Annotated in this window: 28 protein-coding genes; 15 read left to right on the forward strand and 13 right to left on the reverse strand. The window is 74.7% G+C overall.

The window, feature by feature from the left end:
- Positions 1-592 precede the first annotated feature (592 nt).
- The 4 genes from OO57_RS17850 to OO57_RS17865 all read left to right on the forward strand — a co-directional run bounded on the left by OO57_RS17850 (position 593) and on the right by OO57_RS17865 (position 3,653).
- Positions 593-1,225, forward strand: coding sequence for a DUF6230 family protein (locus OO57_RS17850; protein WP_033253510.1), 633 nt, complete (start codon positions 593-595; stop codon positions 1,223-1,225).
- Complete coding sequence (locus OO57_RS17855; protein WP_267884967.1) at positions 1,215-1,796, forward strand: DUF6114 domain-containing protein; 582 nt, start codon at positions 1,215-1,217, stop codon at positions 1,794-1,796. The genes OO57_RS17850 and OO57_RS17855 overlap by 11 nt, the downstream gene beginning before the upstream one ends.
- Before the next feature lie 250 nt (positions 1,797-2,046).
- A complete protein-coding gene (locus OO57_RS17860) occupies positions 2,047-2,676 on the forward strand; it encodes a 5-oxoprolinase subunit B family protein (protein ID WP_033253511.1) in 630 nt (209 codons plus the stop codon).
- Between the two features lie 128 nt (positions 2,677-2,804).
- Complete coding sequence (locus tag OO57_RS17865; RefSeq protein ID WP_033253512.1) at positions 2,805-3,653, forward strand: biotin-dependent carboxyltransferase family protein; 849 nt, start codon at positions 2,805-2,807, stop codon at positions 3,651-3,653.
- 23 nt (positions 3,654-3,676) lie between these two features.
- Here OO57_RS17865 and OO57_RS17870 read toward each other — a convergent pair whose 3' ends face one another.
- The 3 genes from OO57_RS17870 to OO57_RS45630 all read right to left on the reverse strand — a co-directional run bounded on the left by OO57_RS17870 (position 3,677) and on the right by OO57_RS45630 (position 7,748).
- Positions 3,677-4,963 (reverse strand): DUF2201 family putative metallopeptidase, encoded by a 1,287-nt coding sequence (locus OO57_RS17870; protein ID WP_199811278.1) that lies wholly within the window; start codon positions 4,961-4,963, stop codon positions 3,677-3,679.
- Positions 4,960-6,186 (reverse strand): AAA family ATPase, encoded by a 1,227-nt coding sequence (locus OO57_RS17875; RefSeq protein ID WP_033253513.1) that lies wholly within the window; start codon positions 6,184-6,186, stop codon positions 4,960-4,962. Before OO57_RS17875 ends, OO57_RS17870 begins: the two co-directional genes overlap by 4 nt.
- 185 nt (positions 6,187-6,371) lie before the next feature.
- Positions 6,372-7,748, reverse strand: coding sequence for a hypothetical protein (locus OO57_RS45630; RefSeq protein WP_081973772.1), 1,377 nt, complete (start codon positions 7,746-7,748; stop codon positions 6,372-6,374).
- Positions 7,749-7,923: 175 nt separating this feature from the next.
- On the opposite strand from OO57_RS45630, the gene OO57_RS17885 reads away from it, so the two are divergent.
- From OO57_RS17885 to OO57_RS17895, 3 genes are all read left to right on the forward strand, one after another.
- Positions 7,924-8,880, forward strand: a complete 957-nt coding sequence (locus OO57_RS17885) for an oxygenase MpaB family protein (RefSeq protein WP_106974024.1) — start codon at positions 7,924-7,926, stop codon at positions 8,878-8,880.
- A 393-nt stretch (positions 8,881-9,273) separates the two neighbouring features.
- Positions 9,274-9,462 (forward strand): hypothetical protein, encoded by a 189-nt coding sequence (locus tag OO57_RS17890; protein ID WP_033253515.1) that lies wholly within the window; start codon positions 9,274-9,276, stop codon positions 9,460-9,462.
- Between the two features lie 193 nt (positions 9,463-9,655).
- Positions 9,656-9,955: a WhiB family transcriptional regulator gene (locus tag OO57_RS17895; protein WP_033253516.1), complete on the forward strand. Its 300-nt coding sequence runs from the start codon at positions 9,656-9,658 to the stop codon at positions 9,953-9,955.
- 111 nt (positions 9,956-10,066) lie between these two features.
- On the opposite strand, the gene OO57_RS17900 is transcribed toward OO57_RS17895, so the two are convergent.
- From OO57_RS17900 to OO57_RS17910, 3 genes are all read right to left on the reverse strand, one after another.
- Positions 10,067-10,534 carry an ATP-binding protein gene (locus OO57_RS17900; RefSeq protein ID WP_081973763.1) on the reverse strand — a complete coding sequence of 156 codons (468 nt, stop codon included), beginning with the start codon at positions 10,532-10,534 and terminating at the stop codon, positions 10,067-10,069.
- A 141-nt stretch (positions 10,535-10,675) separates the two neighbouring features.
- Positions 10,676-11,023 carry an STAS domain-containing protein gene (locus OO57_RS17905; RefSeq protein WP_234337386.1) on the reverse strand — a complete coding sequence of 116 codons (348 nt, stop codon included), beginning with the start codon at positions 11,021-11,023 and terminating at the stop codon, positions 10,676-10,678.
- Positions 11,024-11,164: 141 nt separating this feature from the next.
- Entirely contained in the window at positions 11,165-12,079 is a 915-nt protein-coding gene (locus OO57_RS17910; RefSeq protein ID WP_033253518.1) for an RNA polymerase sigma factor SigF, read from the reverse strand.
- A gap of 206 nt (positions 12,080-12,285) precedes the next feature.
- On the opposite strand from OO57_RS17910, the gene OO57_RS17915 reads away from it, so the two are divergent.
- Both OO57_RS17915 and OO57_RS17920 read left to right on the forward strand, forming a co-directional pair.
- A complete protein-coding gene (locus tag OO57_RS17915; protein WP_051777877.1) occupies positions 12,286-12,657 on the forward strand; it encodes a hypothetical protein in 372 nt (123 codons plus the stop codon).
- A 68-nt stretch (positions 12,658-12,725) separates the two neighbouring features.
- On the forward strand, positions 12,726-13,121 hold the full coding sequence (locus tag OO57_RS17920) for an SsgA family sporulation/cell division regulator (RefSeq protein ID WP_033253519.1): 396 nt from the start codon (positions 12,726-12,728) through the stop codon (positions 13,119-13,121).
- 70 nt (positions 13,122-13,191) lie between these two features.
- Here OO57_RS17920 and OO57_RS17925 read toward each other — a convergent pair whose 3' ends face one another.
- Together OO57_RS17925 and OO57_RS17930 are read right to left on the reverse strand one after the other, a co-directional pair.
- Positions 13,192-13,548 (reverse strand): PRC-barrel domain-containing protein, encoded by a 357-nt coding sequence (locus OO57_RS17925; RefSeq protein WP_033253520.1) that lies wholly within the window; start codon positions 13,546-13,548, stop codon positions 13,192-13,194.
- Positions 13,545-14,108, reverse strand: coding sequence for a MarR family winged helix-turn-helix transcriptional regulator (locus tag OO57_RS17930; RefSeq protein ID WP_081973765.1), 564 nt, complete (start codon positions 14,106-14,108; stop codon positions 13,545-13,547). Before OO57_RS17930 ends, OO57_RS17925 begins: the two co-directional genes overlap by 4 nt.
- Positions 14,109-14,235: 127 nt before the next feature.
- On the opposite strand from OO57_RS17930, the gene OO57_RS17935 reads away from it, so the two are divergent.
- On the forward strand, positions 14,236-15,093 hold the full coding sequence (locus OO57_RS17935) for an SAM-dependent methyltransferase (RefSeq protein WP_051777879.1): 858 nt from the start codon (positions 14,236-14,238) through the stop codon (positions 15,091-15,093).
- Between the two features lie 149 nt (positions 15,094-15,242).
- Here the strand turns inward: OO57_RS17935 and OO57_RS17940 are convergent, their stop codons facing one another.
- The gene (locus tag OO57_RS17940) at positions 15,243-17,087 is read right to left on the reverse strand and encodes a cellulase family glycosylhydrolase (RefSeq protein ID WP_033253521.1); all 1,845 of its coding nucleotides are present in this window, start codon (positions 17,085-17,087) and stop codon (positions 15,243-15,245) included.
- A gap of 398 nt (positions 17,088-17,485) precedes the next feature.
- On the opposite strand from OO57_RS17940, the gene OO57_RS17945 reads away from it, so the two are divergent.
- Entirely contained in the window at positions 17,486-18,424 is a 939-nt protein-coding gene (locus OO57_RS17945; RefSeq protein ID WP_033253522.1) for a carbohydrate kinase family protein, read from the forward strand.
- 179 nt (positions 18,425-18,603) lie between these two features.
- Positions 18,604-19,245: a hypothetical protein gene (locus OO57_RS17950; protein ID WP_158715154.1), complete on the forward strand. Its 642-nt coding sequence runs from the start codon at positions 18,604-18,606 to the stop codon at positions 19,243-19,245.
- Positions 19,246-19,273: 28 nt separating this feature from the next.
- Here the strand turns inward: OO57_RS17950 and OO57_RS17955 are convergent, their stop codons facing one another.
- Positions 19,274-20,869, reverse strand: coding sequence for an ISL3 family transposase (locus OO57_RS17955; protein ID WP_033253523.1), 1,596 nt, complete (start codon positions 20,867-20,869; stop codon positions 19,274-19,276).
- 210 nt (positions 20,870-21,079) lie between these two features.
- On the opposite strand from OO57_RS17955, the gene OO57_RS17960 reads away from it, so the two are divergent.
- A complete protein-coding gene (locus OO57_RS17960) occupies positions 21,080-21,535 on the forward strand; it encodes a hypothetical protein (protein ID WP_033253524.1) in 456 nt (151 codons plus the stop codon).
- On the opposite strand, the gene dmpI is transcribed toward OO57_RS17960, so the two are convergent.
- The 3 genes from dmpI to OO57_RS17975 all read right to left on the reverse strand — a co-directional run bounded on the left by dmpI (position 21,519) and on the right by OO57_RS17975 (position 23,465).
- Complete coding sequence (gene dmpI / locus OO57_RS47400) at positions 21,519-21,701, reverse strand: 4-oxalocrotonate tautomerase DmpI (protein ID WP_033253525.1); 183 nt, start codon at positions 21,699-21,701, stop codon at positions 21,519-21,521. The two genes, OO57_RS17960 and dmpI, sit on opposite strands and share 17 nt — an antisense overlap.
- Before the next feature lie 121 nt (positions 21,702-21,822).
- Positions 21,823-22,764, reverse strand: a complete 942-nt coding sequence (locus OO57_RS17970) for a LysR family transcriptional regulator (protein ID WP_063737589.1) — start codon at positions 22,762-22,764, stop codon at positions 21,823-21,825.
- A 122-nt stretch (positions 22,765-22,886) separates the two neighbouring features.
- The gene (locus OO57_RS17975) at positions 22,887-23,465 is read right to left on the reverse strand and encodes an SMI1/KNR4 family protein (protein ID WP_033253526.1); all 579 of its coding nucleotides are present in this window, start codon (positions 23,463-23,465) and stop codon (positions 22,887-22,889) included.
- 108 nt (positions 23,466-23,573) lie between these two features.
- Between OO57_RS17975 and OO57_RS17980 the strand changes: the two genes are divergently transcribed.
- Together OO57_RS17980 and OO57_RS17985 are read left to right on the forward strand one after the other, a co-directional pair.
- The gene (locus OO57_RS17980; protein WP_033253557.1) at positions 23,574-24,557 is read left to right on the forward strand and encodes a TIGR01777 family oxidoreductase; all 984 of its coding nucleotides are present in this window, start codon (positions 23,574-23,576) and stop codon (positions 24,555-24,557) included.
- Positions 24,558-24,646: 89 nt separating this feature from the next.
- Positions 24,647-25,087 carry a hypothetical protein gene (locus OO57_RS17985; RefSeq protein WP_158715155.1) on the forward strand — a complete coding sequence of 147 codons (441 nt, stop codon included), beginning with the start codon at positions 24,647-24,649 and terminating at the stop codon, positions 25,085-25,087.
- Positions 25,088-25,138: the final 51 nt, after the last annotated feature.

The following is a 25,138-nucleotide window of genomic DNA, read 5'->3' on the forward strand; positions in this document are numbered from 1 at the left end:
CTCCTGACGGCAGGGGGGTGGGCGGGGCGGGGCGGGGCGGCCGTACGGGCGGGTGCCGGGTGCCGGGTGCCGGGCGCCAGGTGCCAGGTGGCCGGGGTGTGCGGGTCGTTGGGCGGTCGAGCGGGGGTGGGCCTGGGGGAATCAGGGCGCTCGACGCCACGAGCGACCGGGCCGAGGGCGCACGACTGCCACCGTCGCGCCGGAGCGGTCCGCCGTACCGGGAACGCGGCGCCCCCGTACGGGGAAGTGCGCCGGGGTTACCGCCGGGTACCTGCCAAGTTCTAGGCGGCCTTTCGGCTCAACGTCAAGGCAGTGCGCGGAAGTTGGAAGGAAGGTGAGCGGAGTTCGGGCGAGCTGGCTTCTCAAGTTCCGCATCAGCAACAGGAGTTGACCCTGGTTCCGGAAATCCTGGACGGTGCGCGAAGTATTGACCCGCCATGTACCCCGGGGTAACTTCCAGTCAGCCCGCCGGTTGTGAGAAAGATCGTCAACTGCACTGCCGTGCACCACAGTTGGCGCTCCGGGTCCACGCCAGGCACTCACATCCACGACGGGCCGCGGACCCCCCCACCCGAACCCTCTGGAGCTGTCCATGGCACCCTCCGCAGAACAACCCGCCGCCGCCACCACGACCGGGCGCGGCCGGGTCCGGCTGCGCCGCGCCGCACTGATGGCGATACCGGCCTGCGTCGCCGCCGGCGCCCTGGTGACCCTGACCGCGCAGAACGTCCTCGCCACCCAGTTCGCCATCTCCGGCATGGCCTTCGAGGTCACCGCCGACAAGCTGGACGGCACCGGGTTCGAACAGTTCGGCACCCTCGACAACATGATCGAGAACAGCCCCAACGCCGGGGACACCGGCGGCCAGCTGTTCCTGATCCAGACGGTGGTCAAGCAGGCCTCGCTGACCAAGCTCTGCCAGAGCGTCAACCTGGGCGGCATCAACCTGCTGATCACGGCGGGCGACAAGGGCACCCCCGTCACCGCCGAGAACCTCACCACCGACTCCGACCTGATGAGCGGCGACGCCGAGTTCAAGGGCCTGGAAGTCGGCCGCGACGCCAGCACCTTCGACAAGGGCGGCGTGGCCGGCCCGCCCGGCATGTTCGGCCAGCAGGGCGACACCGTCACCGTCGACCACTTCCGGCAGCAGAACTACGCCACCACCGCCGGTACCTTCCGCCTGCCCAACATGCACCTCAGCTTCAGCAGCAATGGCTGCTGAACCCGGACCGGCACCGGACCGGGCGGCCGACACCACGGCCGCCCGGCCCGCCGCCGACACGACGTCCGCCCCGACGTCCGACACGACGTCCGACACGCCGTCCGCCCCGCGCGGCTTCGCGGGCTGGCGCGGACGCCGACCGTTCTGGGGCGGCCTGCTGGTCGCCCTGGCCGGGGGCGAGATCCTGTTCACCGAGAAGGCCCCGATGCGCATGGTCATCCGGATCGGCATGCTCGGCCTGGCGGGCTACCTCGTCCCCGCCCTGATGGTGCTCTGCGGACTGCTGCTCATCTTCCACCCCGTCCAACGGGTCTTCTACTCCCTGATCGCCGTCCTCGCCACCCTCGGCAGTTGGGTCACCTCCAACCTCGGCGGCTTCTTCGTCGGCCTGCTGCTCGGTCTGGTCGGCAGCAGCCTCGCCTTCGGCTGGCTCCCTGACCAGCCCCGGCGCCGCCGCCTGCTGCGCCGGGAACCGAGGCGCGGTACGGACCGTGCGACGGGCGGCGGGGCGGACGGCGGACCGGAGCGCGGACCGGAGCGCGGACCGGCACCCGAAGCGACCCCGGCCTGACCGGGGCGGCGTCCGGCGGAGGAGCGTGGCCACCGCCGGACGCCCCGACCGCGGCCCCCGCACACCGAGCGGGCGGGGACCGCGGCCGGGCCCCGCAGCACCGGTGACGGGCCGCCACTTCTTGGTACCTTGGGCAGCCGACGGCCCGGGAACGGGCGCAACGGCAACGGCAACGGCGGGCGCAACAACGGCGGGTACGGTGACGGCGCGCGTGGCGACGGGCGTGGCGACGGCGGACGGGACGGGTGCGGTGCGGGTACTGCGGTGCGGCAGCGACGCCGTCCTGGTCGAGGCCGAGGACGCCGAACAGGCCCAGCGGCTGCACGCCGCCCTGCGCGACGCCCCGCCCGCGGGCACCGGCGAACTCGTCCCCGCCGCCCGTACCGTCCTGGTCCGCTACGACCCCTCCGCGACCGACTGGCAGCGCCTGCGGGCCGCCGTCACCGCGCTCCCGCTGCACGAGGCGCCACCGGCCTCCGCCGCCGAGACCGTGCTCGTCCCCGTCCGCTACGACGGGCCCGACCTCGCCGAGGTCGCCCGCCTGACCGGGCTGACGGAACGCCAGGTCGTCGAACGCCACACCGCCGGGCACTACCGCGTCGCGTTCTGCGGCTTCGCCCCCGGCTTCGCCTACCTCACCGGGCTCGACCCCCGCCTGCGGGTGCCGCGCCGCGCCGAACCCCGCACCCGCGTCCCCGCCGGGGCGGTCGCCGTCGCCGACGAGTACACCGGCGTCTACCCCCGCACCTCGCCCGGCGGCTGGCAACTGCTCGGCACCACCGACCTCCCCCTGTGGGACGCCTCCGCCGACCCGCCCACCCGGCTGGGCCCGGGCACCGCCGTGCGCTTCGTCGAGGCCGGGCCGGGAGGGGAGGCGTGAACGGGGACTCCGGGCACCTCGGGGACGCCGTACCGGCGCGAGACGGTGTATCGGACGCGGATGCGGACACGCACGCGGATGCGGACACGCACGCGGATGCGGGTGCGGACAGGGGCGCCGGGTCGGCCGTGCTGCTGGTGGTGCGGGCCGGGTACGGGGCGACCGTGCAGGACCTCGGGCGCCCCGGGCTGGCCGCGCTCGGGGTGGGGCGGTCCGGGGCCGCCGACCGGGGCGCGCTGCGGCTCGCCAACCGGCTGGTGGGCAACCCCGAGGGCGCGGCCGGGATCGAAATGCCGCTCGGCGGGGTCGAGTTGGAGTTCGGCCGGGCCGCCACCTGCGCACTCGCCGGAGCCGACTGCCCGGCCTGGGTGGACGGCCGCCCGGTCGGCCCGCGCACCCCGCTGGCGGTGCCCGCCGGGGCCCGGCTGCGGATCGGCACGCCCGACCGCGGCCTGCGCGCCTACCTGGCCGTCCGCGGCGGACTGGACGTCCCCGCCGTGCTGGGCTCCCGGGCCACCGACACCCTCGCCGGGCTCGGCCCGCAACGGCTGACCGCCGGACAACTGCTGCCCGTCGGCACCGCCGCCACCGGCTGGCCCGCCGCCGAGCACGCCCCGCGCCGCGACCGGCCCGGGCCCGTCGTGCTGCACGTGGTCCCGGGGCCGCGCGACGACTGGTTCACCCCCGCCGCGCTGCGCACCCTGTGCGGCGAGCCGTACACCGTGACCGCCGACAGCGACCGGGTCGGGATGCGGCTGGACGGCCCCGTGCTGGAACGGGCCCGGGGCGGCGAGCTGCCCTCCGAGGGCATGGTGGGCGGCGCCCTCCAGGTCCCGCCCTCCGGACGGCCGATCCTGTTCCTCGCCGACCACCCCGTCACCGGCGGGTACCCGGTGATCGCGGTGGTCCGCCGCACCGACCTGGACGCGGCCGCGCAGGCCAGGCCCGGCGACGTGCTGCGCTTCCGGCTGGGCTGAGGGCCGAGCAGTGGGGGCCGGGCTCAGCCGAGGGTGACGACCTTCGCCCAGGCCGGCGGGCCGTCCGGGAGGTAGTCGGGATCGTTCTCGTCCACGCGGCGGGGCCGCCGGAACAGGCCGACGACGGTGCGGGCCGGGGGAGGGGAACTCGGCCACGGGGTCTGGCCGTCCGTCAGGACGACGACCACGTCCGGGGCGGGACGGCGGCGCAGGGCCGCGGCGAAACCGGTCCGCAGGTCGGTGCCGCCACCGCCGACGAGCTCCAGCCCGCCCTCGGCGGCGACCTGCCGGACGAACCGGGCGGCCGCGTCGCAGGAGACCACCGAGACCAGTTCGCGCCGCCCGTCCACCGCGCGCAGGATCGCCGCGGTCTCCAGCAGTGCGGTGCCCAGCTCGCGGTCGCTGACCGACCCCGAGGTGTCGACGACCACCGCGACCCGGGGCGTCCGGCGGCGCAGCGAGGGCAGCACGACCCCGGGGAGGCCGGACGAGCGGCGTGCCGGACGGCCGTAGCTGTAGTCGGTGCCGGCGCCCGCCGCGGCCACCGCGGAGCGGACCGCCGCGCCGAGCAGCTCCCGCCAGGGCTGCGGCGGGTGGAAGGCCTCCCGGGCCCAGCGCCGCCAGCCCGCGGGGGTGCTGCCGGGCCGGGCCAGGATGCCCTGGGCGACCCGGAACCGGACCAGGTCGCGCTCGTGCTCGGCCAGACCCTGCCCGCAGTCGCAGTCCGCGCCGTGCGGGCAGGCCGGGCCGAGCTCCCACTCCCGTTCCAGGCCGTCGGCGCCGCTGCCGCACTCCAGCCAGACCAGGTGCTGGTACTTGGTGTCGACGGTGAACTGCCGCAGGTAGTCCTCCATCAGCCCGCCCTCGGCCAGCCCGAGGGTGCCCGGGTAGACCGCGTCGACGGGCCGGACCAGGCCGTCGCCGAACGCGTCGTCGTTGATCTCGCAGTCCGCGGCCAGGTTGACCCGCAGCCGGTCGGCCGGCCCGTCCAGGTCCAGCACGCGCATCGCCCGGTCGCCGCGCCGGGCGTGGTCGCGCAGCAGGTGCGAGACCTCGTGCACCCAGACCGAGGCCAGCTCCTCCTCGGAGGTGCGGTCGACGAACCCGGGCGACACGTAGCACCGCCAGTACCGGTCCACGGCCATGGTCGGCACCCGGGACGACTCCACCACGTGCATCGCGAACAGCGCCGTCGCCAGGTACGGACGGGCCCGCACCGCGTGCAGTCGGGCCGCGAACAGCTTCTCGGTGTCCAGCAGCAGCGCGGCCCGGGCGGTCGCGGCCGCGCCCGTTCCGGCCGGGGCGCTCACCGGCGGCCCGCGACGGCGGGGACGCGGGCCGCCGAACGCTCCGCCCGGCGGGAGACCTGCAGCGCACCGGCGAAGCGGTGGATCAACTCCGGTACGTCCCAGGCATCCTGGCGCAGTGAGGCGAGCGTGGTCACCGGCACCACCAGCAGGTCGGGCGGGCTGGTCTCCAGCGCCCGGGCCATCAACGCCCAGGCGGAGTCCCAGCGTTCGCGGGTCGGACGGGCGCGGACGGCGGCCACCACGCCGTCCAGCACGGCCTGCCGCAGGTCGCCGCGCTCGGGCAGGACGGCGGCCGCCGGGTCGGCGAGCAGGTCCTCGGGCGCGGGCAGGTCCATCCGGTCGACGGTGGCGAGGAGTTCGAGCCCCGGCCCGTCGCCGACGGTGCCGCGCACCAGCAGCGACAGCACCTCGCGGGAGGAACCGGCCGCCGAGCCGAACGCGAGCAGCCGCACCGTCATCTCCCAACTGCGCGGCGACGGCCACGCCTTGCCGCGCCGGGCCTCGGCGGACGGCAGCCGGTGGGTCAGCTCCGGTCGGACGGTGAGCAGCCCGCACACCGCCCGGCGGGCGAACTCGACCGCGGCGGGCAGCCGTTCGGCGTCCAGCCGGGGCAGTTCGGCGCGCGGCCACACGCCGCCCAGGCCGCGCACCACCACCTCGGCGTCGTGCACCCAGTCCAGGTGGACGAAGCGGTTGGCCAGCGGCGGGCTCAGCTCCCAGCCGTCGGCGGCCGAGGCGCGCGGGTTGGCCGCCGCCACGATCCGCACGCCCGGCGGGAGTTGGAGCGAGCCGATGCGCCGCTCCAGCACCAGCCGGAGCAGGGCGGCCTGCACCGCGGGTGGCGCGGTGGACAACTCGTCGAGGAACAGCAGCCCGCGGCCCTGCCGGACCAGCCGCACCGCCCAGTCCGGCGGCGCCAGCGGCACGCCCTGCGCGGCGGGGTCGTCGCCGATCACCGGCAGGCCGGAGAAGTCGGACGGCTCGTGGACGCTGGCGATCACCGTGGTGAGCGGCAGGTCGAGTTCGGTGGCGAGCTGGGTCAGCGCGGCGGTCTTGCCGATGCCTGGCTCCCCCCACAGGAGGACCGGAAGATCGGCGGCGACGGCGAGGGTCAGCGCCTCGACCTGGAGGTCCTGGCGGGGCTCGGTGCGGGACTCCTTCAGCAGGTGCAGGAGCCGGTCGGCGAGGGCGAGTTGGGGAGAGGGCGAAACGGAGGAGGGCATGGGTGATCACCTTTCGGGCCGGAGGGGCCGGAGGGGGCGGAGGGGCCGGAGGGGGCAGAGGGGCCGGAGGGGCCGGAGGGGCAGAGAAGCCGGAGGAGCTGGAGGGGGCAGAGGGGCCGGAGGGGGCAGAGAAGCCAGAGGGGCCGGAGGGGCCGGAGGAGCTGGAAGGGGGCGGAGAAGGCGCGTCAGGGTGTGGCGTGCCGAGGTGTCGGCCCTACCAGGGCCGGGGCCCCCGGTGGTGCGGGGGGGAGGTGGTGCGGGGCGGGGCGGTGCGGGCGGCCGTGCGGGCGCGGGTCGCCCGTCACGGGGGCGGGGGCGGTGTCGTAGCGGCTGCGGGTGGGTTCGAGACCGGCCGTGTGCAGGCTGTGGACCAGGCGGCGTTGCAGGTCGGCGTCGAGCGCCTCGGCCAGCGGGCCGTGGCGCAGCACGGCCTCCGGGCCGATGAGTCGGTGCACCGCGGCGAGCGCCCCGGCGCGGTCGCCGTGCAGCAGCCGCTGCTGGATGGCGTCCAGGTCCTCCGGCTGCCGGTGCGCGCGGTCGATCGCCCGCAGGCACGGCAGCGGCGGCCCGCCGAGTTCCGCCAGCGCCTCCTCGCGCCGCAGTTGCTCCGGGTCGTGGTCGAGCGGCACGAGCACCCCGTCGACCACGGCGATCCGGTGTGGAACGCCCCGGCACTCCACCGTCAACGGCCCTTCCACGCCCGCCCGTTCGGGCCGCTGGGGGGCGACTGCGGGCCGGTGTCCGGGGGCGAGTGCGGCGGCCACCAGCGGGTGCAGCGCGTCCGGCCCGATCAGCCCCGCGCGGAGCAGCAGCAGGTCGGGCGGCGTCCAGGTGGCGGCGTCCGGCAGCACGGCCGCCCCGCGCCCGGCCTCCGCCGGCGCGGCCGGCGGGCCGCCGAGCAGCAGGTGCCGCCGGTGGGCGAGCCGCACCGCGACGGGGGCGCCGTCCGGCAGCCCGTCCGCCGACCGGACCAGGCCGGCCTCGAACTCCCAGACGGTGTCAGCGAAGTGACTGTCTGTCAGCTCGGCGGTACGGTCGGCGAGTTCGACGGAGCGGCGGACGTCCCAGAGATGCCGGTGCAGGTCGAGGCGGAAGCGCGGGTCGGGCCGCGGCCGGGGCCGCCCGCCCGGCGGGCGGGCGTCGGCGTCCCACAGCGCCAGCACGATCCGCTGGCCCGCCGAGGCCTGGTCGGGTGCGGTCCGGGCGACCAGGTGCAGCGGCGCCCCGCCCCCGTCGCGCGGGTAGCGCGCCAGGGTCAGCGTCAGCCCGGGCCGCAGCACCCCGTCCGGGGCGATCCGCGGCAGGTGCCAGCGCAGCAGGTCGGGAGCCAGGTGCCGCAGGTCGGCCCGGAGACGCCCCGCCAGCTCGGACCCGTACGCGCGGGTGACGGCGCGCAGTCGGAACTCCGGATCGCATCCGGCCGCTGCGCAGGCACCGCCCCAATCGCCCAGCGCACGACGGGCGGTGGCGGCATCGATCATGGTCGGGGGGACGGCGAAACGCCGGACGCGCGACCAGAAACTGTTGCGAGTGTCCTCGTCCAGGAGGGAAGTGTCGTACATCAGCACGCACTTCGGAAGGACGGGACCTCCAATCCGTGAGTAGTCATCGCCGGTGATCGTAGCCGCATGCCGGCGAACTGTCAGCCCCGTTCCGCCCCCGCCCCCGCGCGCCGCTCCCGGGCGGCTCCCGGCGTAGGGTGACGGGAAGGCGTCCAGGGCGGAACGGCGGTGGAGGATGGCGGACGGGCGAGCGGCGGACGGCCCGCCCCGGTGGCGGCGGCCCGGCGAGGCTTTGCGGCTGCGCCTGCTGCGGGAGATCAACTCCACGGTGCACGGCGCCGACCTGCACCTGGAGCGCTACGACCGCCCGGCCGGGGACCCGGGGCTGTTCGGCCCGGACAGCGTGGTGTGGCGGGTGCACGGGCACCCGGCCGGGATGCTGGTCGGCGGGTTCGCCGCGCTGATGCTCCAGTCGCTGCACCCCGTGGCGATGCGCGCCGTCGCCCAGCACTCCGACTACCGCACCGACCCGGCAGGCCGGTTGCACCGCACCGCCCGGTTCGTCTCCACCACCACGCTCGGCTCCTCCGCCGCCGCCGAGGCCGCGATCGCCGACGTCCGCCGCATCCACGGCTACGTCCGCGGCCGCGACGCCGAGGGACGGCCGTACCGGGCCGACGACCCCGACCTGCTGTGCTGGGTGCACACCGCGGAAGCGGCCTGCTTCCTGGCGGGTCACCAAGTCTTCGCCGGTGGCGGCAGGTTGACCGCGGCGCAGTGCGACGACTACCTCGCCGAGGTCGCCCAGATCGGCCAACTCCTCGGCGCCGACGGCGTTCCCCTCTCCCGCGCCGGGCTCGCCCGCTACCTGGCCGGGGCGCGCGGCGCGCTGCGGGCCACCCCCGAGGCGCTGGAGGCCGTCGCGCTGCTGCGCGGCTTCGGCCGGACCGGGCGCGAACGCCTCGCCGTCCGGATCCTCACCAACGCGGCGACCGGCCTGCTGCCCGCCTGGGCCCGCCCCGCGCTCGGCGTCCGCCGCCCCTGGGCCGTCCGCCGGCTCTGGGACCGCCCGCTTGCCCGGCTGCTCGGCGCCGCCATGGTCTGGGCCTGCGGACTCTCCCCGATCCGCGCCGCCGCGACCGCCAGGGCCCGGGCGCGACCGTCCGCCCCGGCGGGCGGGGACGTGGCGTAGCGGCGGAGCGGCGGAGCGGGAAGACGGCGGAGCGGCAACGCGGCGGAGCGGCCGTCGCGCCCGGGCTGGGTTCCGGGTACGACGGCCGCTCCGGCGTCGTCAGTGGTCAGCGTTCGGTGCGGGGAGTGCGGACGTCAGCACTGGGGCCGACGTCCGTGGTTTGCTCCGCGCCTCGCGCGGGCCTTCTTCTTGCGGCGGCGCTTCGACGACATGGCCTCTCCTCTCGCGGCGGTGCACAACGGTCCCCCGTCCACCGTGCCCCGTCCGCGCCGAACCCGCCAGCCGACCCCGGCAGCCGACCCCGGCCCACCCGCGGACGGCCGGGCGGCGCCACGGCGGCACGGGGACCAGGATGGAGAGCAGCGGGGGACGGGACGGAGCCGAGGAGGCACGATGTCGCACCACACGCACGGGACCCACCAGGACGCGCCGGCCGACGAGTGGCCGCCGACCGAGACCCCGGAAGCCCGGATGACCGGCGAGGGGTCGCCGCCGCCGTCGGACGAGAGCGAGAAGACCTCCGCGGACGGCCCCGAGTTCACCGTCCCGGTCTCCTCGCCGCCCGAGACCGAGGCCGACTGACCGGGAGCGCGGTCGCGCGGTCTCGGGGTCACGGGGGCGCGGGTGCTTCGGGCGGCGGATCCCGGTTAGACGGACGGACATCCGTTCATGTGTTCAGCGGCTCGTCCGCCAGAACGACGAACCGGTGAACCGACGAACTGAACCGGTGAACCGGTGAACCGACGATCCGACCGTCCGACGGAAGGAGCACCCGATGACCGTGATTTCGCGCCTGCCCGGCGCCCTCGAGGAGGAGTGGGACTGGCAGCTCGACGGAGCCTGCCGCGCCGCCGACTCCCAGCTGTTCTTCCACCCGGCGGGGGAGCGGGGCCAGGCCCACGAGGAGCGCGACCGCGCCGCCAAGGCCGTCTGCGCCCGCTGCCCCGTTCGGGAGCGCTGCCTGATGCACGCGCTGGCTGCCCGCGAACGCTACGGCGTGTGGGGCGGCTGCACCGAGGAGGAGCGGAGCGGCATGCTGCGCCGTCGGCGGCGCAATCGCGCCCGCGCCCGTTGAGGCGCCCGCCGCGTGAGGCACCCGCCGCGCGGGCGGGCAGGAGTACGACGGAGGCGGCCCCCGGGAAGTGGGGGCCGCCTCCGTCGTACGCTTTCGTCCTCGCGGAGCCGGTCAGGCGAGCAGCCGGGTGGCGTCGATCTCCGCCCAGATGGACTTGCCCTGGCTGTGCCGGTCCGCGCCCCAGCGGTCGGCGGTGCGCTGCACGATGAACAGGCCGTGACCGCCGGGCAGGCCGGGCAGGTGCGGCGTGCGCAGCGTCGGCAGGACCTCGGACGCGTCGGAGACCTCGATCCGCAGCCGGTCGGGCGTCGCGTCCAGGACGAGTTCGAGCGGGCCGCCCGCGTGCAGCATCGCGTTGCCGACGAGTTCGGCGACCAGCAGCACGACGTCCTCGGCGAGGTCGGGGTCGGGCGGTGCGGACCACGACCAGTCGCCGAGCGCCTCCGCGGTGAACGCCCGGGCGCGTGCCACCGGGCGCGGCACGCCCGCCAGTCGCAGGCGGCGGCGCTGTCCGCCCCGGGGCAGCGCCGCCCCTGCGTCGGGGCGGTCGCCGTCGAGGGTCCCCCGGCTCGGTGTCACGTGCGGGTCCCCTTCGCTCTTGGCGGCGGTTTCATCGGTCCGTCTCATCAGCTCGGTCTCACGGGTCGGTTTCCCGGCCGGGCCCGGATTATGCCGGGGACGCCCGGTCGTTCGTGACGCGGCGGTTGACGTGTGCACGGCTCACCCGTCCGATGCGAGGGCTGCGTCCACCGTCTCGTGGATGGCGAACACGGCCTTCGCACCGGTCAGTTCGAGCAGGTGCCGGACCGAACCGGAGAGCGCCGCCAGGTGGAAGGCCACCCCTGCGTCGGTGGCGGCCATCCGGGTCTGGAGCAGCAGGTTCAGCCCGGACGAGTCGCAGAAGTCGACCCGTCCGAGGTCGACCACCAGCACCGGGGGGCGCTCGGAGAGCAGCAAGTCGAGCGCCTCCCGGGCGGGGGCCAGGGTCTCGATGTCCAGGTCGCCCGCCAGTACGCACACCGCCGCTTGCGACGGTGTGCGCCGGACGTCGACGGCCAGGGGGGCCATGGGCAAGTTCTCGGCTGGCATCCTCGTCCTGTTCCTTCGACCGATCTGCCTCGACCTTACGCATTGACGAGCCCGGCGGTCGAGACGGAGGGCCCGGTGCGGACGGCCGGGGCCGTCTCGCCGACGAGAATCGGCAGGACGTCAGTCCTCGGCCACGAGGCCGGTGCGCAGCTTGGCGAGCGTCCGCGACAGCAGCCGGGAGACGTGCATCTGGGACAGCCCGAGGCGCTCGCCGATCTGCGACTGGGTGAGGTCCTCGGTGAACCGCATCGCCAGGATCTGCCGCTCCCGCTCCGGGAGCTGCGCGATCATCGGCTTCAGCGCGACCAGGTTCTCCACCAGCGCGAACCGCCCGTCCACCCGGCCGAGCCGCTCGGCGGGCTGCTGCCCGTCGCCCTCGCCCGGGGAGGTCAGGTCGAGCGAGCCCGCGGTGTGCGCGTTCGCGGCGGCCAGCCCCTCGATCACCTCCTCCTCGGTCAGCGAGAGGTGCTCGGCGAGGTCGGCGACGGTCGGCTCGTGGTCCAGCGTCTGGGTCAGCGCGTCCTGCGCCTTCGCCAGGTCCAGCCGCAGCTCCTGCAGCCGGCGCGGCACGTGCACGGACCAGGTGGTGTCCCGGAAGTGGCGGCGTATCTCGCCGACGATGGTGGGCACCGCGTACGTGGTGAACTCGACGCCCAGGGTCGGGTCGAACCGGTCGATGGCCTTGATCAGGCCGACCGAGCCGACCTGCAGCAGGTCCTCGTACGGTTCCTTGCTGTGGCCGAAGCGGCGGATCGCGAACCGGACCAGGGTCAGGTTCAGCTCGATCAGGGTGTTGCGGACGTAACTGAACTCGCGGGTGCCCTCCTCCAGGCCCGCCAGTCGCCGCAGCAGCACCCGGGTCATCTCGCGGGCGTCGGTCGGCGAGGCGTTCGCCGGGTCGGCGAGCACCTCCCGGTCGAGGCCCGGAACGTCGAACAGGGAAGCGCCCAGGGGGGCGGGTCGGGCCGCCCCGGGGTGGTCGGAGGGCGCCTCGGTGGGGGCGTTCAGGAGAAGTTCATCAGTGGGCACGGGCATGCCAGTCCTTTCCTCGTCTCCGGCCGGTCCGTCCCCGGGTACCCGGGGACCCTTCGATCATGCAGGATACGACGGTGGAGGTTGGGTGAAGGAAATGTGTCGACTTTCGCCCCGATCGGACGCGCATGCGCCCGGGCGGGCGGGGCAGGCGGCCCGGTGACGCGGACCGCACCCGGCGGCCGCACCCCGGCGGAGGAGGGAACGACATGGGCCGGATCGAGGAGTCCATCGAGATAGACGCGCCGATCGGCACCGTCTACCGCGAGTGGACCGACACGGAATCGCTGCCCGCGTGCATGCGCGGCGGAGCGGGACGCGGCGCCACCGCGACCGAGGTGCTGCCGCCCGACCGGATCGCCTGGAGCGGCGGCCCCGAACTGCCCGGACACTCCGGAGTCGTCACCTTCCACCGCGTCACCGACCACTCCACCCGGCTGATGCTCCAGCTCGACACCGAACCCCACGGGCTGTGGGACCACTTGGTCGAGGGCCTCGGCTTCACCGACCGCAAGGTCATCGACGAGCTCGCCGCCTTCAAGGCCCGGGTCGAGGACCACCGCCACCACCAGGCCGCCTGAGCCCCGGGCCACCGGCCCCCGACCCGGCCGGTCCCACCGACCCGCGAGAAACGGAAGGGAGCACCGCCATGGGACCCGTCACCGAGCGGATCACCCTGTACCTGCTCGCCCCCGACGGCGCCGCCGTCCACCTCGACGCCGACTGGCGCTACCGGCCCGACGACCCGTACGCGGTGAGCCTCGACTTCGGCCCGCGCGCCGCCGGGGCGGGCTGGGTGCTCTCCCGCGAGATGCTGCTCGCCGCGCTGCACGGGCCGGTCGGCGAGGGCGACATCCACTTCGCGCCCGTCGACGACGGCCTGCTCTGCCTGGTGCTCGGCGGGGCGGGCGGCTCGGTGGTGCTCACCGTCGACTGCGCCGCGATCGCCGGGTTCCTCGCCACCACGCTCGAACTGGTGCCGCTGGGCAGCGAGTTCGAGCGGATCGACTGGGACGGCGGGCTGGCCGGGCTGCTGTCGGCCTGAGCGGCCGAGGTGGCCCGGGTGGCCCGGGCGGCTGGGGTGGCCCGGGCGCCCGAACGGCCGGGGCGGGTGCTCAGCGGCGGGCCAGCCGCCGTTCGCCGCTCGCGCCGGTGACGTAGTCGAGGTGGTAGTACGCGAAGACCTCGGGCTCCTGTTCGGCGGCGAGCACGTCGTCGGTGCCGATGGACGGCGCGCTCTTCACGTCGTTGCGGTCGAACGGCACCCGCAGGTAGCCGGGGCCGGCCACCGCGTCCGCGACCGGCACGAACACCAGGCGGTGCCGGCCGAGCATGCCGACCGTGACGGTGGCGAAGGACGGCAGGTCGGTGGCGGTGTCGACGTAGACGTTCTCCAGACTGCCGATCTTCTTGCCGTCCTGGTCGACCACGTCGTGGTTGCGCCACTCCCGGATGTCGGCGATCTCGATCATTCACGGCCTCCCTGGGCTGGGCTCGGACCCTGTGCGTCCCCGTCCGTTCCATGCTCACCGACGGCGGCGGAGGACGCTCCCCGGGCGGGCGGCCAGGTGTCCGGGGGCGGGGGAGCGGGCGGCCCGGCGGGCGCCGGCGCGGCCGGGGCGGGGAGCAGCAGGGCGGAGAGCTCGTCCAGGAGCTCGGCGGCCCGCCGGGCCTGCGCGGGGTCGGGCAGGGCCCGGGCGAGCAGCGGCTCGGCGGGGCGGGCGGCCCGGGCGCGGACGTAGCCGCGGGCGAGCGCGGAGACGGACAGCAGGGTGCGGCGTCCGTCGGCGGGGTCGGGGGCGGCGTCCAGCAGGCCGCGTTCGCGCAGCCGGGCGACGGAGGTGGAGACGTGACTCTGGGCGAAACCGGTGCGGACCCGGATGTCCTGCACCGAACTGCCCGGGTGCTGGTACACGTCGGAGACCACCGCGACCTCGCCCGGGGTGAGGGTCTCCGAGGCGTGGTCGGTGACCATCGCCCGGCCCAGTTCGGTGAGCCGCTTGCCCAGTCGCAGAAGCCGTACGCCGTCCATGGCGGACAGGCTACCGCGCCACCGGCCACTGCATCGCCGCCGATGCATCGGTGCGAATGTATCGGAACGAATGCATCGTCGCAGATTCATCTTCACAGATGCATCTGTGGCGATGTAGTTTTGCGGCATGACGACCAACGAGCCCGCGGGCTCCGACCCCGGCGGCCCCGGCACGCCCCGCGCCGCGCAACTGAGCCCGGTCTCCCGCACCGCGCTCTCGGTGGCCCGGGTGCGCGCCTACGAGAGCAGCCGGCCGGAGCCGCTGTTCACCGACCCCTACGCCCTGGCGTTCATCGAAGCCTCCGGCACCCCCCTGCCCACCGAGGGCCCGGCCGGGCCGCTCGCCCGGCTGCTGGTCGCCCGGGGCGTCATGCGCACCCGCTTCTACGACGACCGGCTGCTCGCCCTCGGCCCCCGCCAGGTCGTGCTGCTCGCCGCCGGGCTCGACACCCGCGCCCACCGGCTGGCCTGGCCGTCCGGCACCCGGCTGTTCGAGATCGACCTGCCCGCCGTCCTCGACTTCAAGCAGGGCGTCCTCGACGAGCGGGGCGCCGAGGCGGCCTGCGAGCGCACCGTCCTGCCCGCCGACCTGGCCGACCCCGGCTGGACGGACCGGCTGCTCGCCGCCGGGTTCGACCCCGCCCGGCCCACCGACTGGCTGGCCGAGGGGCTGCTGGTCTATCTGGACGCCGACCAGGCCGCCGGGCTCCTCACCGCCGTCGGCGACCTGTCGGCGCCCGGCAGCCGACTGCTGACCGAGCAGGGCCGCGACCTGTCCCGCGTCCCGGCCGAGGCGGGGCTCACCGAGATGACCGCCCTGTGGCGCGGCGGCCTCGGCTCCGGCACCGCCGCCTGGCTGGACGCGCACGGCTGGCGGACCGGCTTCACCGCGATCGACGCCTTCGCCGCGAGCCTCGGGCGCGAACTCCCGCCCGTCCCGGGCTTCGACGGCGCGGGCTTCCTGGAGGCCCACCGCGAGTCCTGAACCACCCGGCCCGACAAGCACGTTCACCGCCGACCGGAGGAACCGGCCGACGGTGAACGGGCGTTGCGCGGGGTGGATCAGGAGCGGGGTGGATCAGGAGGAGCCGGTCAGGAGCGGCCGGTCAGGAGCGGCCGGTCAGGAGCGGCCGGTCAGGAGGTCGCGGTGCACACCGCCGTCGCGGTCGCCGCCGCCGAGGCGTCGCTCCGGGTCGCCTGGACGCCGAACGAGGTGGACGCCGCCGGAGCCAGCGCCCCGTTGTAGGCCAGGCTCGTCGCGGTGACGGTCTGCCCGCTGCGGGTCACGTTCGCGCCCCAGCTCCCGCTGATCTGCAGGCTGCTGGGCCACGTCCAGGAGACCTGCCAGGCCTTGGTGGCCGCGGTGCCGGTGTTGGTGACGGTGACCGTCGCGGTCAGGCCGCTGCCCCAGTCGTTCAGGCTGATCGTCGCCGCGCAGCCGGAGCCGGTGCCGGTGCCGCCGCTCGTCGCGGTGGTCGCCGTCAGCGCCGCCGAGGCGGCCGACACGTTGCCCGCCGCGTCCTTCGCCCGGACGGTGTAGCTGTACGCCGTCGCCGCGCTCAGCCCGCTGTCGGTGTAGGAGGTTCCGGTCGGCGAGCCGACCTTCGTCCCGTTGCGGTACACGTCGTAGCCGGTCACCGCGGTGTTGTCGGTGGACGCCGTCCAGGACAGCGCCACGCTGCTCGCGGTGGTGCCCGTCACGGCCAGCCCGCCCGGCACCGAGGGCGCCTGGACGTCGCCGCCCGTGCCGCCGCCCGTGGAGCCGAAGCCCGGGGCCTTGACCGAGGCCAGGTAGCCGTCCTTGACCGTGTTGACCGTGGTCCAGTCGTCGTTCAGGATGCCGCCGGTGTCACCGGAGTTGGGGTTCCACGACCAGTACGTCCACTGGAAGGAGTCCGCGCCGTACGTCGCGGTCGGCCGCAGGTACTGCACCAGGGCCTTCAGCCAGGCCTGGTCGGTGGCCGACTGGAGCGTGGTGCCGAACTCGCCGACCCACACCGGGGCGATGTTCTGGTTGAACAGGTAGCCCCAGTTCTTGTCCCACACGCCCGGCATGTTCGACGGGAAGCTCGGGTCGGAGAACCAGGTCTGCTGCGCCACGCTGGTCGCGTAGTCGTGCGCCGAGTACACCACCCGGTTGGGGACGCTCAGCTGGACCGGGTACTGCCCCGCGCCCTGCAGGTTGCCGCCCCACCAGTACGAGCTGCCGTTGAAGCTCTGCACGCCCTCGACGAAGACCAGCAGCTTCGAGTTGGCCGACAGCACCGCCTCGCCGCCGCGCTGGGCGGCCAGCCGCCAGTCGGTGGCGGTGTCGCCGCAGCCCCAGCAGGCCGGGTCGTGCGGCTCGTTGTGCAGGTCGATGCCGATCACGGCGGAGTTGCCCGCGTACCGGGCGGCGATCGCCTTGAGGTTCGCCAGCCAGGTCGACTCCGGCACCGAGGCGGTGTACCAGAGCGCCGACTGCCCGGCGGAGTCCGGGCGGTGGCGGTCCAGGATGACCTTCATGCCGATGCTGCCCGCGTAGTTGACCAGCTTGTCCATCACGCCGAGCGAGTTCAGGCCGGCCAGGTCGGTGTTCATCCCGCTGGAGGTGTTGATGCTGCTCGGGGAGGTGCCCTTGAAGATGTCGTCGCTGTACGGCAGCCGGATGGTGTTGTAGCCCAGCGACTTCATCTGGTCGATCATCGACTTGTAGTCGCGGCTCCACAGGCCGTGGGGCACGTAGTTGGAGGTCTCGAAGCCGAACCAGTTGATGCCCGCGATCCGGACGGCGTTCCCGGCCTCGTCCAGGATCTGCCGACCGCTGGTGTGCCAGTACCCGGTCCCCGCGGTGGTGGCCGCGGCAGCGGTGGTGGTCGTGGTGGCGGCCTGGGCCGCGGGGACCGCGGGGGCGGTCAGCGTGGTGACGAGCGCGGCGGCCAGGGCCGCGGCACAGCCCGCCAGGCGGCGCGTCAGGCGCCGACGCAGCTGGAGGCGCATGGGTCTCGTTCCTCTCTGGACGCGTGGGGGGCGTCCGGTGGGGGTGGGGTGGTCCGAGACGTTCGTGGTGCTCGTGGTGCTCGTAGTGCTTGTGGTGCTCGTGATGGGGAGCGCGGGCGGTGCGGGGTGATGCCGGTCCGGGCTATCGGGAGCGCTCCCACCGGTGGCCCTCGCGGGCCTGCCATATGAAGCCAGACCGCCCTAGGGGTCGTCAAGAGGTCTGGGAGCGCTCCCACTTGACGGGGGCCACCCGACCGGCCGCGCTGAAACGTACATCGGGCGTGTCCGGCGCGGCGGGGGTGACCCGGTCGACGGTCCGCGCGTTGACTACGGGCGGCCTCCGGTGATGGAGTCCGGACCGCCGGATGTGCGTTCACCCTGTCGGGAGGCTGGTATCGATGGCGGGTCGGCAGATCACCGTGGTCGGGGAGTGCGTCGCCGACGCCTTCGTCGAACGCGACGGGGCCCGGCCGGGCGAACTCGCGCTGCGGGTGCTGCCCGGCGGCGGCCCGGCGAACACCGCGGTCGCCCTGGCCCGGCTGGGCACGCCCACCCGGTTCGTCGGCCGGATCTCCGCCGACCCGTTCGGCGCCCTCTTCCGCACCCGCCTGACCGGCTCCGGCGTCGACCTGGCGGACACCGTCGCGGCCGCCGAACCCAGCACCCTGGCCCTGGCCGCGCTCGACGGCGACGGCCACGCCGCGTACTCCTTCCACGCCGAGGGCACCGCCGACTGGCAGTGGACCCGCGAGGAACTCGCCGCCGCCCGCCACGACGGATCGGTGTGCCTGCACACCGGCTCGCTCGCCCTGGTGCGCGGACCGGGCGGCCCGCGGATCGAGAACCTGCTCGCCGAGGCCCGCCCGTACGCCACCGTGTCGATCGACCCCAACGTCCGCACCCTGCTCGTCGCCCCCGACGCCTACCGGCAGCGCCTCGACCGCTGGTGCGAACTGGCCGACCTGCTGCGCCTGAGCGAGGACGACCTGCGCGTCCTGCTGCCCGGCACCGCCCCCGAGGACGCCTGCGACCGCTGGCACGCGGCGGGCGCCCGACTGGTCGTCGTGACGCTCGCCGAACGCGGCGCGCTCGCCTCGCTGGACGGCCGCCGCGTCCGGGTCGCCGCGCCCGTGACGCCGGTGGCCGACACCGTCGGCGCGGGCGACTCCTTCACCGCCGGGCTGCTGCACTCCCTCGCCCTCCAGGGCCACCTCGGCGGCCGCCTCGACTCCCTCACCCCCGAGGACCTGGAACGCGCCTGCGCCTTCGCCGCCCGCGTCGCCGCCCGCACGGTCGCCGTCCCCGGCGCCGACCCGCCCTGGGCGGACGACCTCTGAGCCCGCGGGGGCGCCAGCGGCCCCGCCCCGGACGCCGACAGCCGGCCGCCCCGGGCCCAGCCGACGGCGAGGCTCCCGCCGCGGTTTTGTTCACGAGGACGGGTTCTGGTCCAACTTCTGTGGACCGGTGACGCTCAGTACCGACAGGGGTGTCGGTAGGACGGTTGATAATGCCGGTCATGGCAGATCGCAGTCCGGTGCTCCGGATCATCACCTCGGCGGCACGGGAGTCCCTGAAGCCGCTTGACCTGGCCCAGCGTGGGCGGTCGCGGCTGTGGATTGATGATCACGGGTGGTGGCTGGGGGTTGTGGAGTACACCCCGCCACGGACACCCGGCAGCGGTCTGCACGTCGGTGCGATGTGGCTGTGGCACGACGTGGACCACCTGGCCTTCCACGTGGACGCAGTCCGGGTCGGCTCCGAGCTGTTCCGCACCGAGGAGCAGTTCACGCCGCTGGCACTCGAACTCAGCCGACAGGCGGCTGCGAACGTGACCGCGCTGAGGGAGAAGTTCCCAGCTCTGCCGGACGTCGCCCGGTACCTGACGTCCAGGCCGGTGCGCCGAGGATTCCTCTGGGACGGCTTCGACGCCGGGATCGCGGCCGCCCTGGTCGGTGATCCGGACACGGCCCGCAATCACTTCGAGCGAGTCCTCCGAGAGGACGCGCTGGCCCCGTGGATGGTCGAAGCCCAGGAGAAGGCACGTGAGCTGCACGCGATCGCGGCAGATCGCGACGCCGTGACCGCTTGGGTCGCCAGGGGCGTCGCCTCATGCCGGAACAAGCTGGGCCTTGATCCTGTGCCGCTCGCGATCAGCTGAATGGACCCACCGGGCAACAGAGCTGCCGTCAGGCCAGCAGAACTCGCTTCCGCAGCAGGTCAAAGCCGGCCCGGCCGTACATCTGGCGCTTGATCATTTTGATCCGGTTGACGTGGCCTTCGACGACGCCGGAGCTCCACGGCAGTGTCAGACCCGCGGTGACGGCGGCGAGATCGCGTTCGAGGCCGTTGGCGAAGGTGTGGAGGCTGGGCAGCTCGTCGGCGCGGACCGCCTTGATCCATTGCGGGAGCCGGTCGCCCTGGAGTTCGGTGATCATCCTCCCGAACGTGCGGACGTGACCGGTGAGCGCGTCCAGTTCAGGGCAGTGCGCGAGCACTGACTTCAGCTTGAGTCGCTCGCTCTCTGGCAGGGTGTCGGGGTGGGTCAGGATCCACCCGGCGACGGTCCGCGGCGATGGTGGTCGGGCGGCCGGTGCGGTCGGGGTGGTGCGGAACGGCTGTAGGTAGGCGCGGACGGCTCCGTAGCCGCCGCGGTAGCCGTGCGTCTTGATCTCCTCCCAGAGGGTCCAGGCGTTCGTGCAGCCTTCGGCCCACCGCTCGTTCAGGTACGGCTTGAAGTCGTCGAGCTTGGTCCTGCGGTTCTGCCACTGTCCCTGGAACAGGTCTTCCGGCCTCGCGGCGTCCGCCAGCCGCTGGACGGTGCGGTAGGTCATACCGAGCTGGCGTTGGATCGAGCGTCGGCTGTGGCCGGCAGCCAGCAGCGCGTGGACGGTGGCGTGCTTGGCGCGGGTGCGGTCGGCGAAGCGGTGTCCGGTGGGCCATGGCAAGCCGCCGTCCGCCGGTTCCTGGGCCTCTGCCTTCTGCGGGGCCGCCTCGGCGGTGGTCCCGCGCAGGCAGGAACGATGACGGGAGATGCAGCGCTCAGCGGCTTCGCCGAGGTTGCGCCAGAGGTGGAAACGGTCGGCAACCTGGACGGCGCTGGGTGCCCCGATGTTGGCGCCTTCGGCGAAGAACGGAGCACGGTCACGGCAGACGACCTCGATCCCCGGGCGTTCGGCCAGCCAGGCCGCGACCGTGCCCGCCTCGCGATCCGGCAGCAGGTCAATTGGTCGGCGGGCCTCGACGTCGACCAGCACGGTCCCGTAGACACGTCCCTTGCGCATCGCGTACTCGTCGATGCCGACCACTCGCGGGGGCCGCAGCTGAGGCTCCGGGAGCGCGTCGACCAGTCGCAGGACCGTGTTCCGGCTGGCTCTCGCCCCGAAGACGTCGGCCAGCCGGGCGCCAGCGCGACCGGCCAGGGCGAGGCCGACCTCGGCCAGCGCCGACCGCATTCGTTCGGTCCGCTGGCTGTGTCGGCGGGTCAGGCCCGTGACCTGCTCGACGAACGTCCGCCGCTCGCATGAGGCGTCGTCGCACGTGAAGCGCCGGACCCGCAGCCGCAGCACAACCCGCCGTCCTGCCACGGGAAGATCGGCGGGAAACCGCAGGTAGGATCCGTGCACTCGCCCCGACCAGCTCTCGCAGCCCGGGCAGCACGCGTTGGTTGTACGGGATCTGACACCGACCCGGATCACCTCGCCGTCGTCCTGCACCGACACCACCATGATCTCCGGAGCCGACAGGAAGAGCAGCTCTTCCAGCCGGAGCAGTACCTCGCGCACAGCCCAGAACCATCAGCTCGAACGCCGCCGTCACCGGCCGTTTCCAGACGATCTCGGGAGACGTCCCGGGGAGCTCAATGGTCACACGGAGTAGTCACACCACAGAAGTTGGACCAGAACCCGTTCTCAGGAACAAGGCCACCGTGTCCGAGCCTGTGTCCGGGCCTGCGGCCGCGTCCGCGTGCGTCTGACGCGCGGAGGAGGGGTAGGGTGGTGCGGGTGGTTCGGACGGTGCCGGAACTGCCGGAGGGTTCGTGGTGGGACTGGGACGTCGTCACCTCGACGCCGGAACTGTTCGTGCTGGGCGCGGACTACGACCTGACGTACCACCACGGGCTCGAACTGCGCTTCCAGGAACCGCTGTTCGTCCGGTGCCCGGCGGAGCAGTTCCACGACCCGGTGTTCCGTGCGGCGACGGGGGCGGAGGAGGAGTGGGTGGCCCGGGCGGTCGGCGGGACGCCCGGGGTGCTGGTCGCGTTCGAGTGCGACGACGGCGGGGCGGTCCAGGCGACCGGGCTGGTCGCCGCCCGGCGCCTGGAGGTCGCCACCGGGGTGGTCTTCCGGTACTGGCGCGAGCACCTGGAGCCGGGGCAGCGGCGGGCGCCCTGGGTGCGGCCGCCGGCTGCTCCGTCGGCTGCTCCGCCGGGGGCTACTGGTCGGCGGTGAGCTTGCCGCCCTTGCCCCAGTTCTCGGCCGGGTACTCCTGGATCCACACCAGGACGCTCTCGGGCGGGCAGGCCAGGGCCTCCACGAAGGCGGCGGTGACCCGCTCGACCAGCTCGCGCTTCTGCTCGACCTCGCGCGGGCCCTGCTGAATGGTGACGATCGGCATTCTCGGCTCCTGGTGTTCGTCGACGTTCGTCGGTGTCCGTCCTGCGGGCCGGTCCTTCCGGCCGACACCAGTCCACCGGATCCGGCCGCCCGCACCCAGACCCGATCCGCTCTCGCAGCGATCACGAATCCTGATCGTCGCCGGTCAGAGCTGTCGGAGCCGTCGGAGCTGTCGGAGCTGTCGGAGCCGGTCGGGAGGCGCTGCGTCGGCAGGCCTCCAGGAGCAGCCGCGGCGGTGGGGCGGAGCGTCGGACGGCGAGCGACATCGGTAGGGCCAGCGGGGTGCGGCAGGGGCGGAAGGCGATCCGGCGCGCGTGCGTCATCCGGGCGTTGGCCGCGTACACCACCGTCCACATCGGGACGCCGGTGCCGATCGCGGCGAGCGTGTTCTGCAGGGTGTGGTGCGGCGGGCCGGGCACCGGCCGGAAACCGGCCCGGGCGCAGGCGTCCGTCACCAGGTCGACCAGGGCCGGGTGGTGGCGCCGCTCGGTCAGCAGCAGGGGCAGGTCGGCGAGGTCGGCGAGGTCGACCTCGGGCCGGTCGGCGAGCGGGTGCCCGGCGGGCAGCGCGATCACCAACTCGTCCTGCCAGAGCGGCAGGTAGCGCAGGCCGTCGTCGCCGGGGAGCGCGCCGCGGACGAAGGCGGCGTCCAGTCGGCCGTCCGAGAGGCGGGCCAGTCGTTCCCGGACGGGCTCGGCGTGCAACTCGACGCGTAGGGTGGGGGCTTGGGCGCGGTAGGCGTCCAGGATGTCCTCCAGTCGCTCCCCGAGCCCGCCGACGGTGCCGAGCCGGAGCACGGTCGGCGCGGCCAGGTCGGCGGCCAGCGCGCGGGCGGCGTCCTCGGCCGCCAGGACGTTCCGGGCCGCGGGCAGGAAGCGCTCGCCCGCCGGGGTCAGCCGCACGTACCGCGGCGAACGGTCGAACAGCTCGACCTTCAACTCCCGTTCCAGCCGCCGGACCTGCTGGCTCACGGCGGGCTGGCCGAGCAGCAGCCGCTCGGCGGCCCGTCCGAAGTGCAGCTCCTCCGCGACGGCGACGAAGCAGCGCAACTGCCGCAGTTCCACGCGGGTCCTCCTCCGGTCGGTGCCCCGGCCCTGCCGTTGACGGGGACCATGGTCGCAGCAGGCGGTCGCTCCGGGCCGGGCCGGGTCGGGCAGGGTCGGGCTGGGCAGGGCGGGCCGGGGCGTCAGGCGTCCGCGTCGAACCAGGGGCGACCGGCGTGCCAGTGGGCCACCCAGCCCGCGAAGCCGGAGGCAGTGGCGGTGGTGGCGGCGGTGCGGCCGGGACCGGCGTCGAACGGGGTGGCGCCGACGTCGGTGACGCACCAGACGCGGCCGCGGTGCGGGCCGGTGACGACGAGGTGCCAGTACATGCCGCAGCCGTCGGTGCCGAGCACGATCGACCCGTGGTGGTGGACCTCGCCGACGCGCGCGTCCAGCTCCTCCTCGGGGGTCTCCTCGTCGTCCTCCCAGACCCAGCCCGCGGTGAGCGGGAACGGGCGGGCGAGGTTGCGCTCGGCGGGGTCGCCATCCCAGTCGGAGGGGAGCGCGGCGAGCGCGACCAGGCCGTGGCCGGGCGGGCCGGTGGGGGAGCCGTCGGCGATCTCGGCGACGAAGGTGCGGTACGGCTCGGGCAGCACGACGCCGTGCTCGGCCTCGAAGGCGTGCACGGCGGCCCAGCCGAGGGCGTCCGCGCCGTCGGTGCCGGCGTTGAAGGCGTCGCGGAGGAGGGCGAGGTCGGCCGGGGCCGGGCGGTGGGTGTCCACGGCCCCATGGATAGCAGGCGGGTCCGACGGCAGATGGGGGGAGGGGCGGCGGAAGGAGGGGAAGGGGAAGGAATTGAACGCGTTCAGTCTCGGGTGTACGTTCTCCCCGTGAAATACGTGATCCCCGGCGGGACCGGACAGGTCGGCGCCGTGCTGGAGCGCGCGCTGCGCGCCGACGGGCACGAGGTGGTGATCCTCACCCGGACGCCCGCCGCCCCGCACCACGTCCCCTGGGACGGCCGGACCCTCGGCCCCTGGGCCCGGGAGCTGGACGGCGCCGACGTCGTGGTCAACCTGGCCGGGCAGACGGTCAGTTGCCGCTACACGCCGCAGAACCTCCAGCGGATGATGGACTCCCGGGTGGACTCGGCGCGGGTGGTCGGCCGAGCCGTCGCCGCCGCCGAGCGGCCGCCCCGGGTCTGGCTGCAGATGAGCACCGCCACGGTCTACGCGCACCGCTTCGACGCCCCGAACGACGAGGCGACCGGCGCCGTCGGCGGCACCGAACCGGGCGTCCCCGACTACTGGGAGTACAGCGTCCGGATCGCCCGGAACTGGGAGGCCGCCCAGGCCGAGGCCGACACGCCCGGCACCCGGAAGGTCGCGCTGCGGGCCGCGATGGTCCTCAGCCCGGACCGCGGCGGCGTCTTCGACGTGCTCTCCCGGCTGACCCGGCTCGGCCTGGGCGGGCCGGTCGCGGGCGGACGGCAGTACGTCTCCTGGATCCACGAGCACGACTTCGTCCGGGCGGTGCGCCTCCTGGTCGAGCGGGACGACCTGGCCGGGCCGGTCAACCTGGCCGCGCCCAACCCGCTGCCGCACCGGCAGTTGATGCGCGAACTGCGCCGCGCCCACGGCGTGCCGATCGGCCTGCCCGCCACCCGCTGGATGGCCGAACTCGGCGCCCTCGTCCTCCGCACCGACACCGAACTGCTGCTCAAGAGCCGCCGGGTGGTCCCCGGCCGCCTGCAGGACGCCGGCTTCGCCTTCGACTTCCCGCACTGCGCGGACGCCGTCCGCGAACTCGTCGCCCGCCGCTCGGCGGGCCGCCCCTTCGGGCTGCTGCCCTCGGCCCGCAGCGGCGCGAGCTGACCCCGGCCGTCCGGCGCAGGAGGCGTGTCGGAGGGCGCCGTGAGGACGGTGTGAGGAGGGCGCCGTGAGGACGGTGCGAGGATGGTGCCGTGGACGACGAGAGCGTGGTGTCGGAAGAACTCGCGGGGGCTGCCGTGGTGTCGGAGGAGCTCGCGGGGTTCCTGCGGGAGGCCGCCGAGTACCGTCCGGTGCTGGTCGCCGGGTGCGGGTGCGAGGACTGCGGCGGGCGGGTGTTCACCGTCTGGGTCGATGACGTGGAGGGGTGCGCGGCGCGGGAGTGCGTCGGCTGCGGCGGGCGGGCGTTCCTCGCGGACAGCGCGGAGGTCTGGCAGGAGGCCGAGCCCGGTGGGGCCGAATGCCCCTGCGGGGGCGACGAGTTCGAGGCCGCGGTCGGGTTCTCGCTCACGGCCGACGGGTCGGTCCGGTGGGTGACGGTGGGGCTGCGCTGCACCCGGGACGGCGCGGTCGGGGTCTACGCCGACTGGAAGATCGACTACACCCCGACGGACCACCTGCTGCGCGCCCTCTGAACCGGCCCGCGGGGTCCGGCGGGCCGGTGTCCGTGCGCGCCGCCGCCTTGG

The sequence above is a fragment of the Kitasatospora phosalacinea genome (assembly GCF_000717185.1).
GTDB lineage: Bacteria > Actinomycetota > Actinomycetes > Streptomycetales > Streptomycetaceae > Kitasatospora > Kitasatospora phosalacinea_A.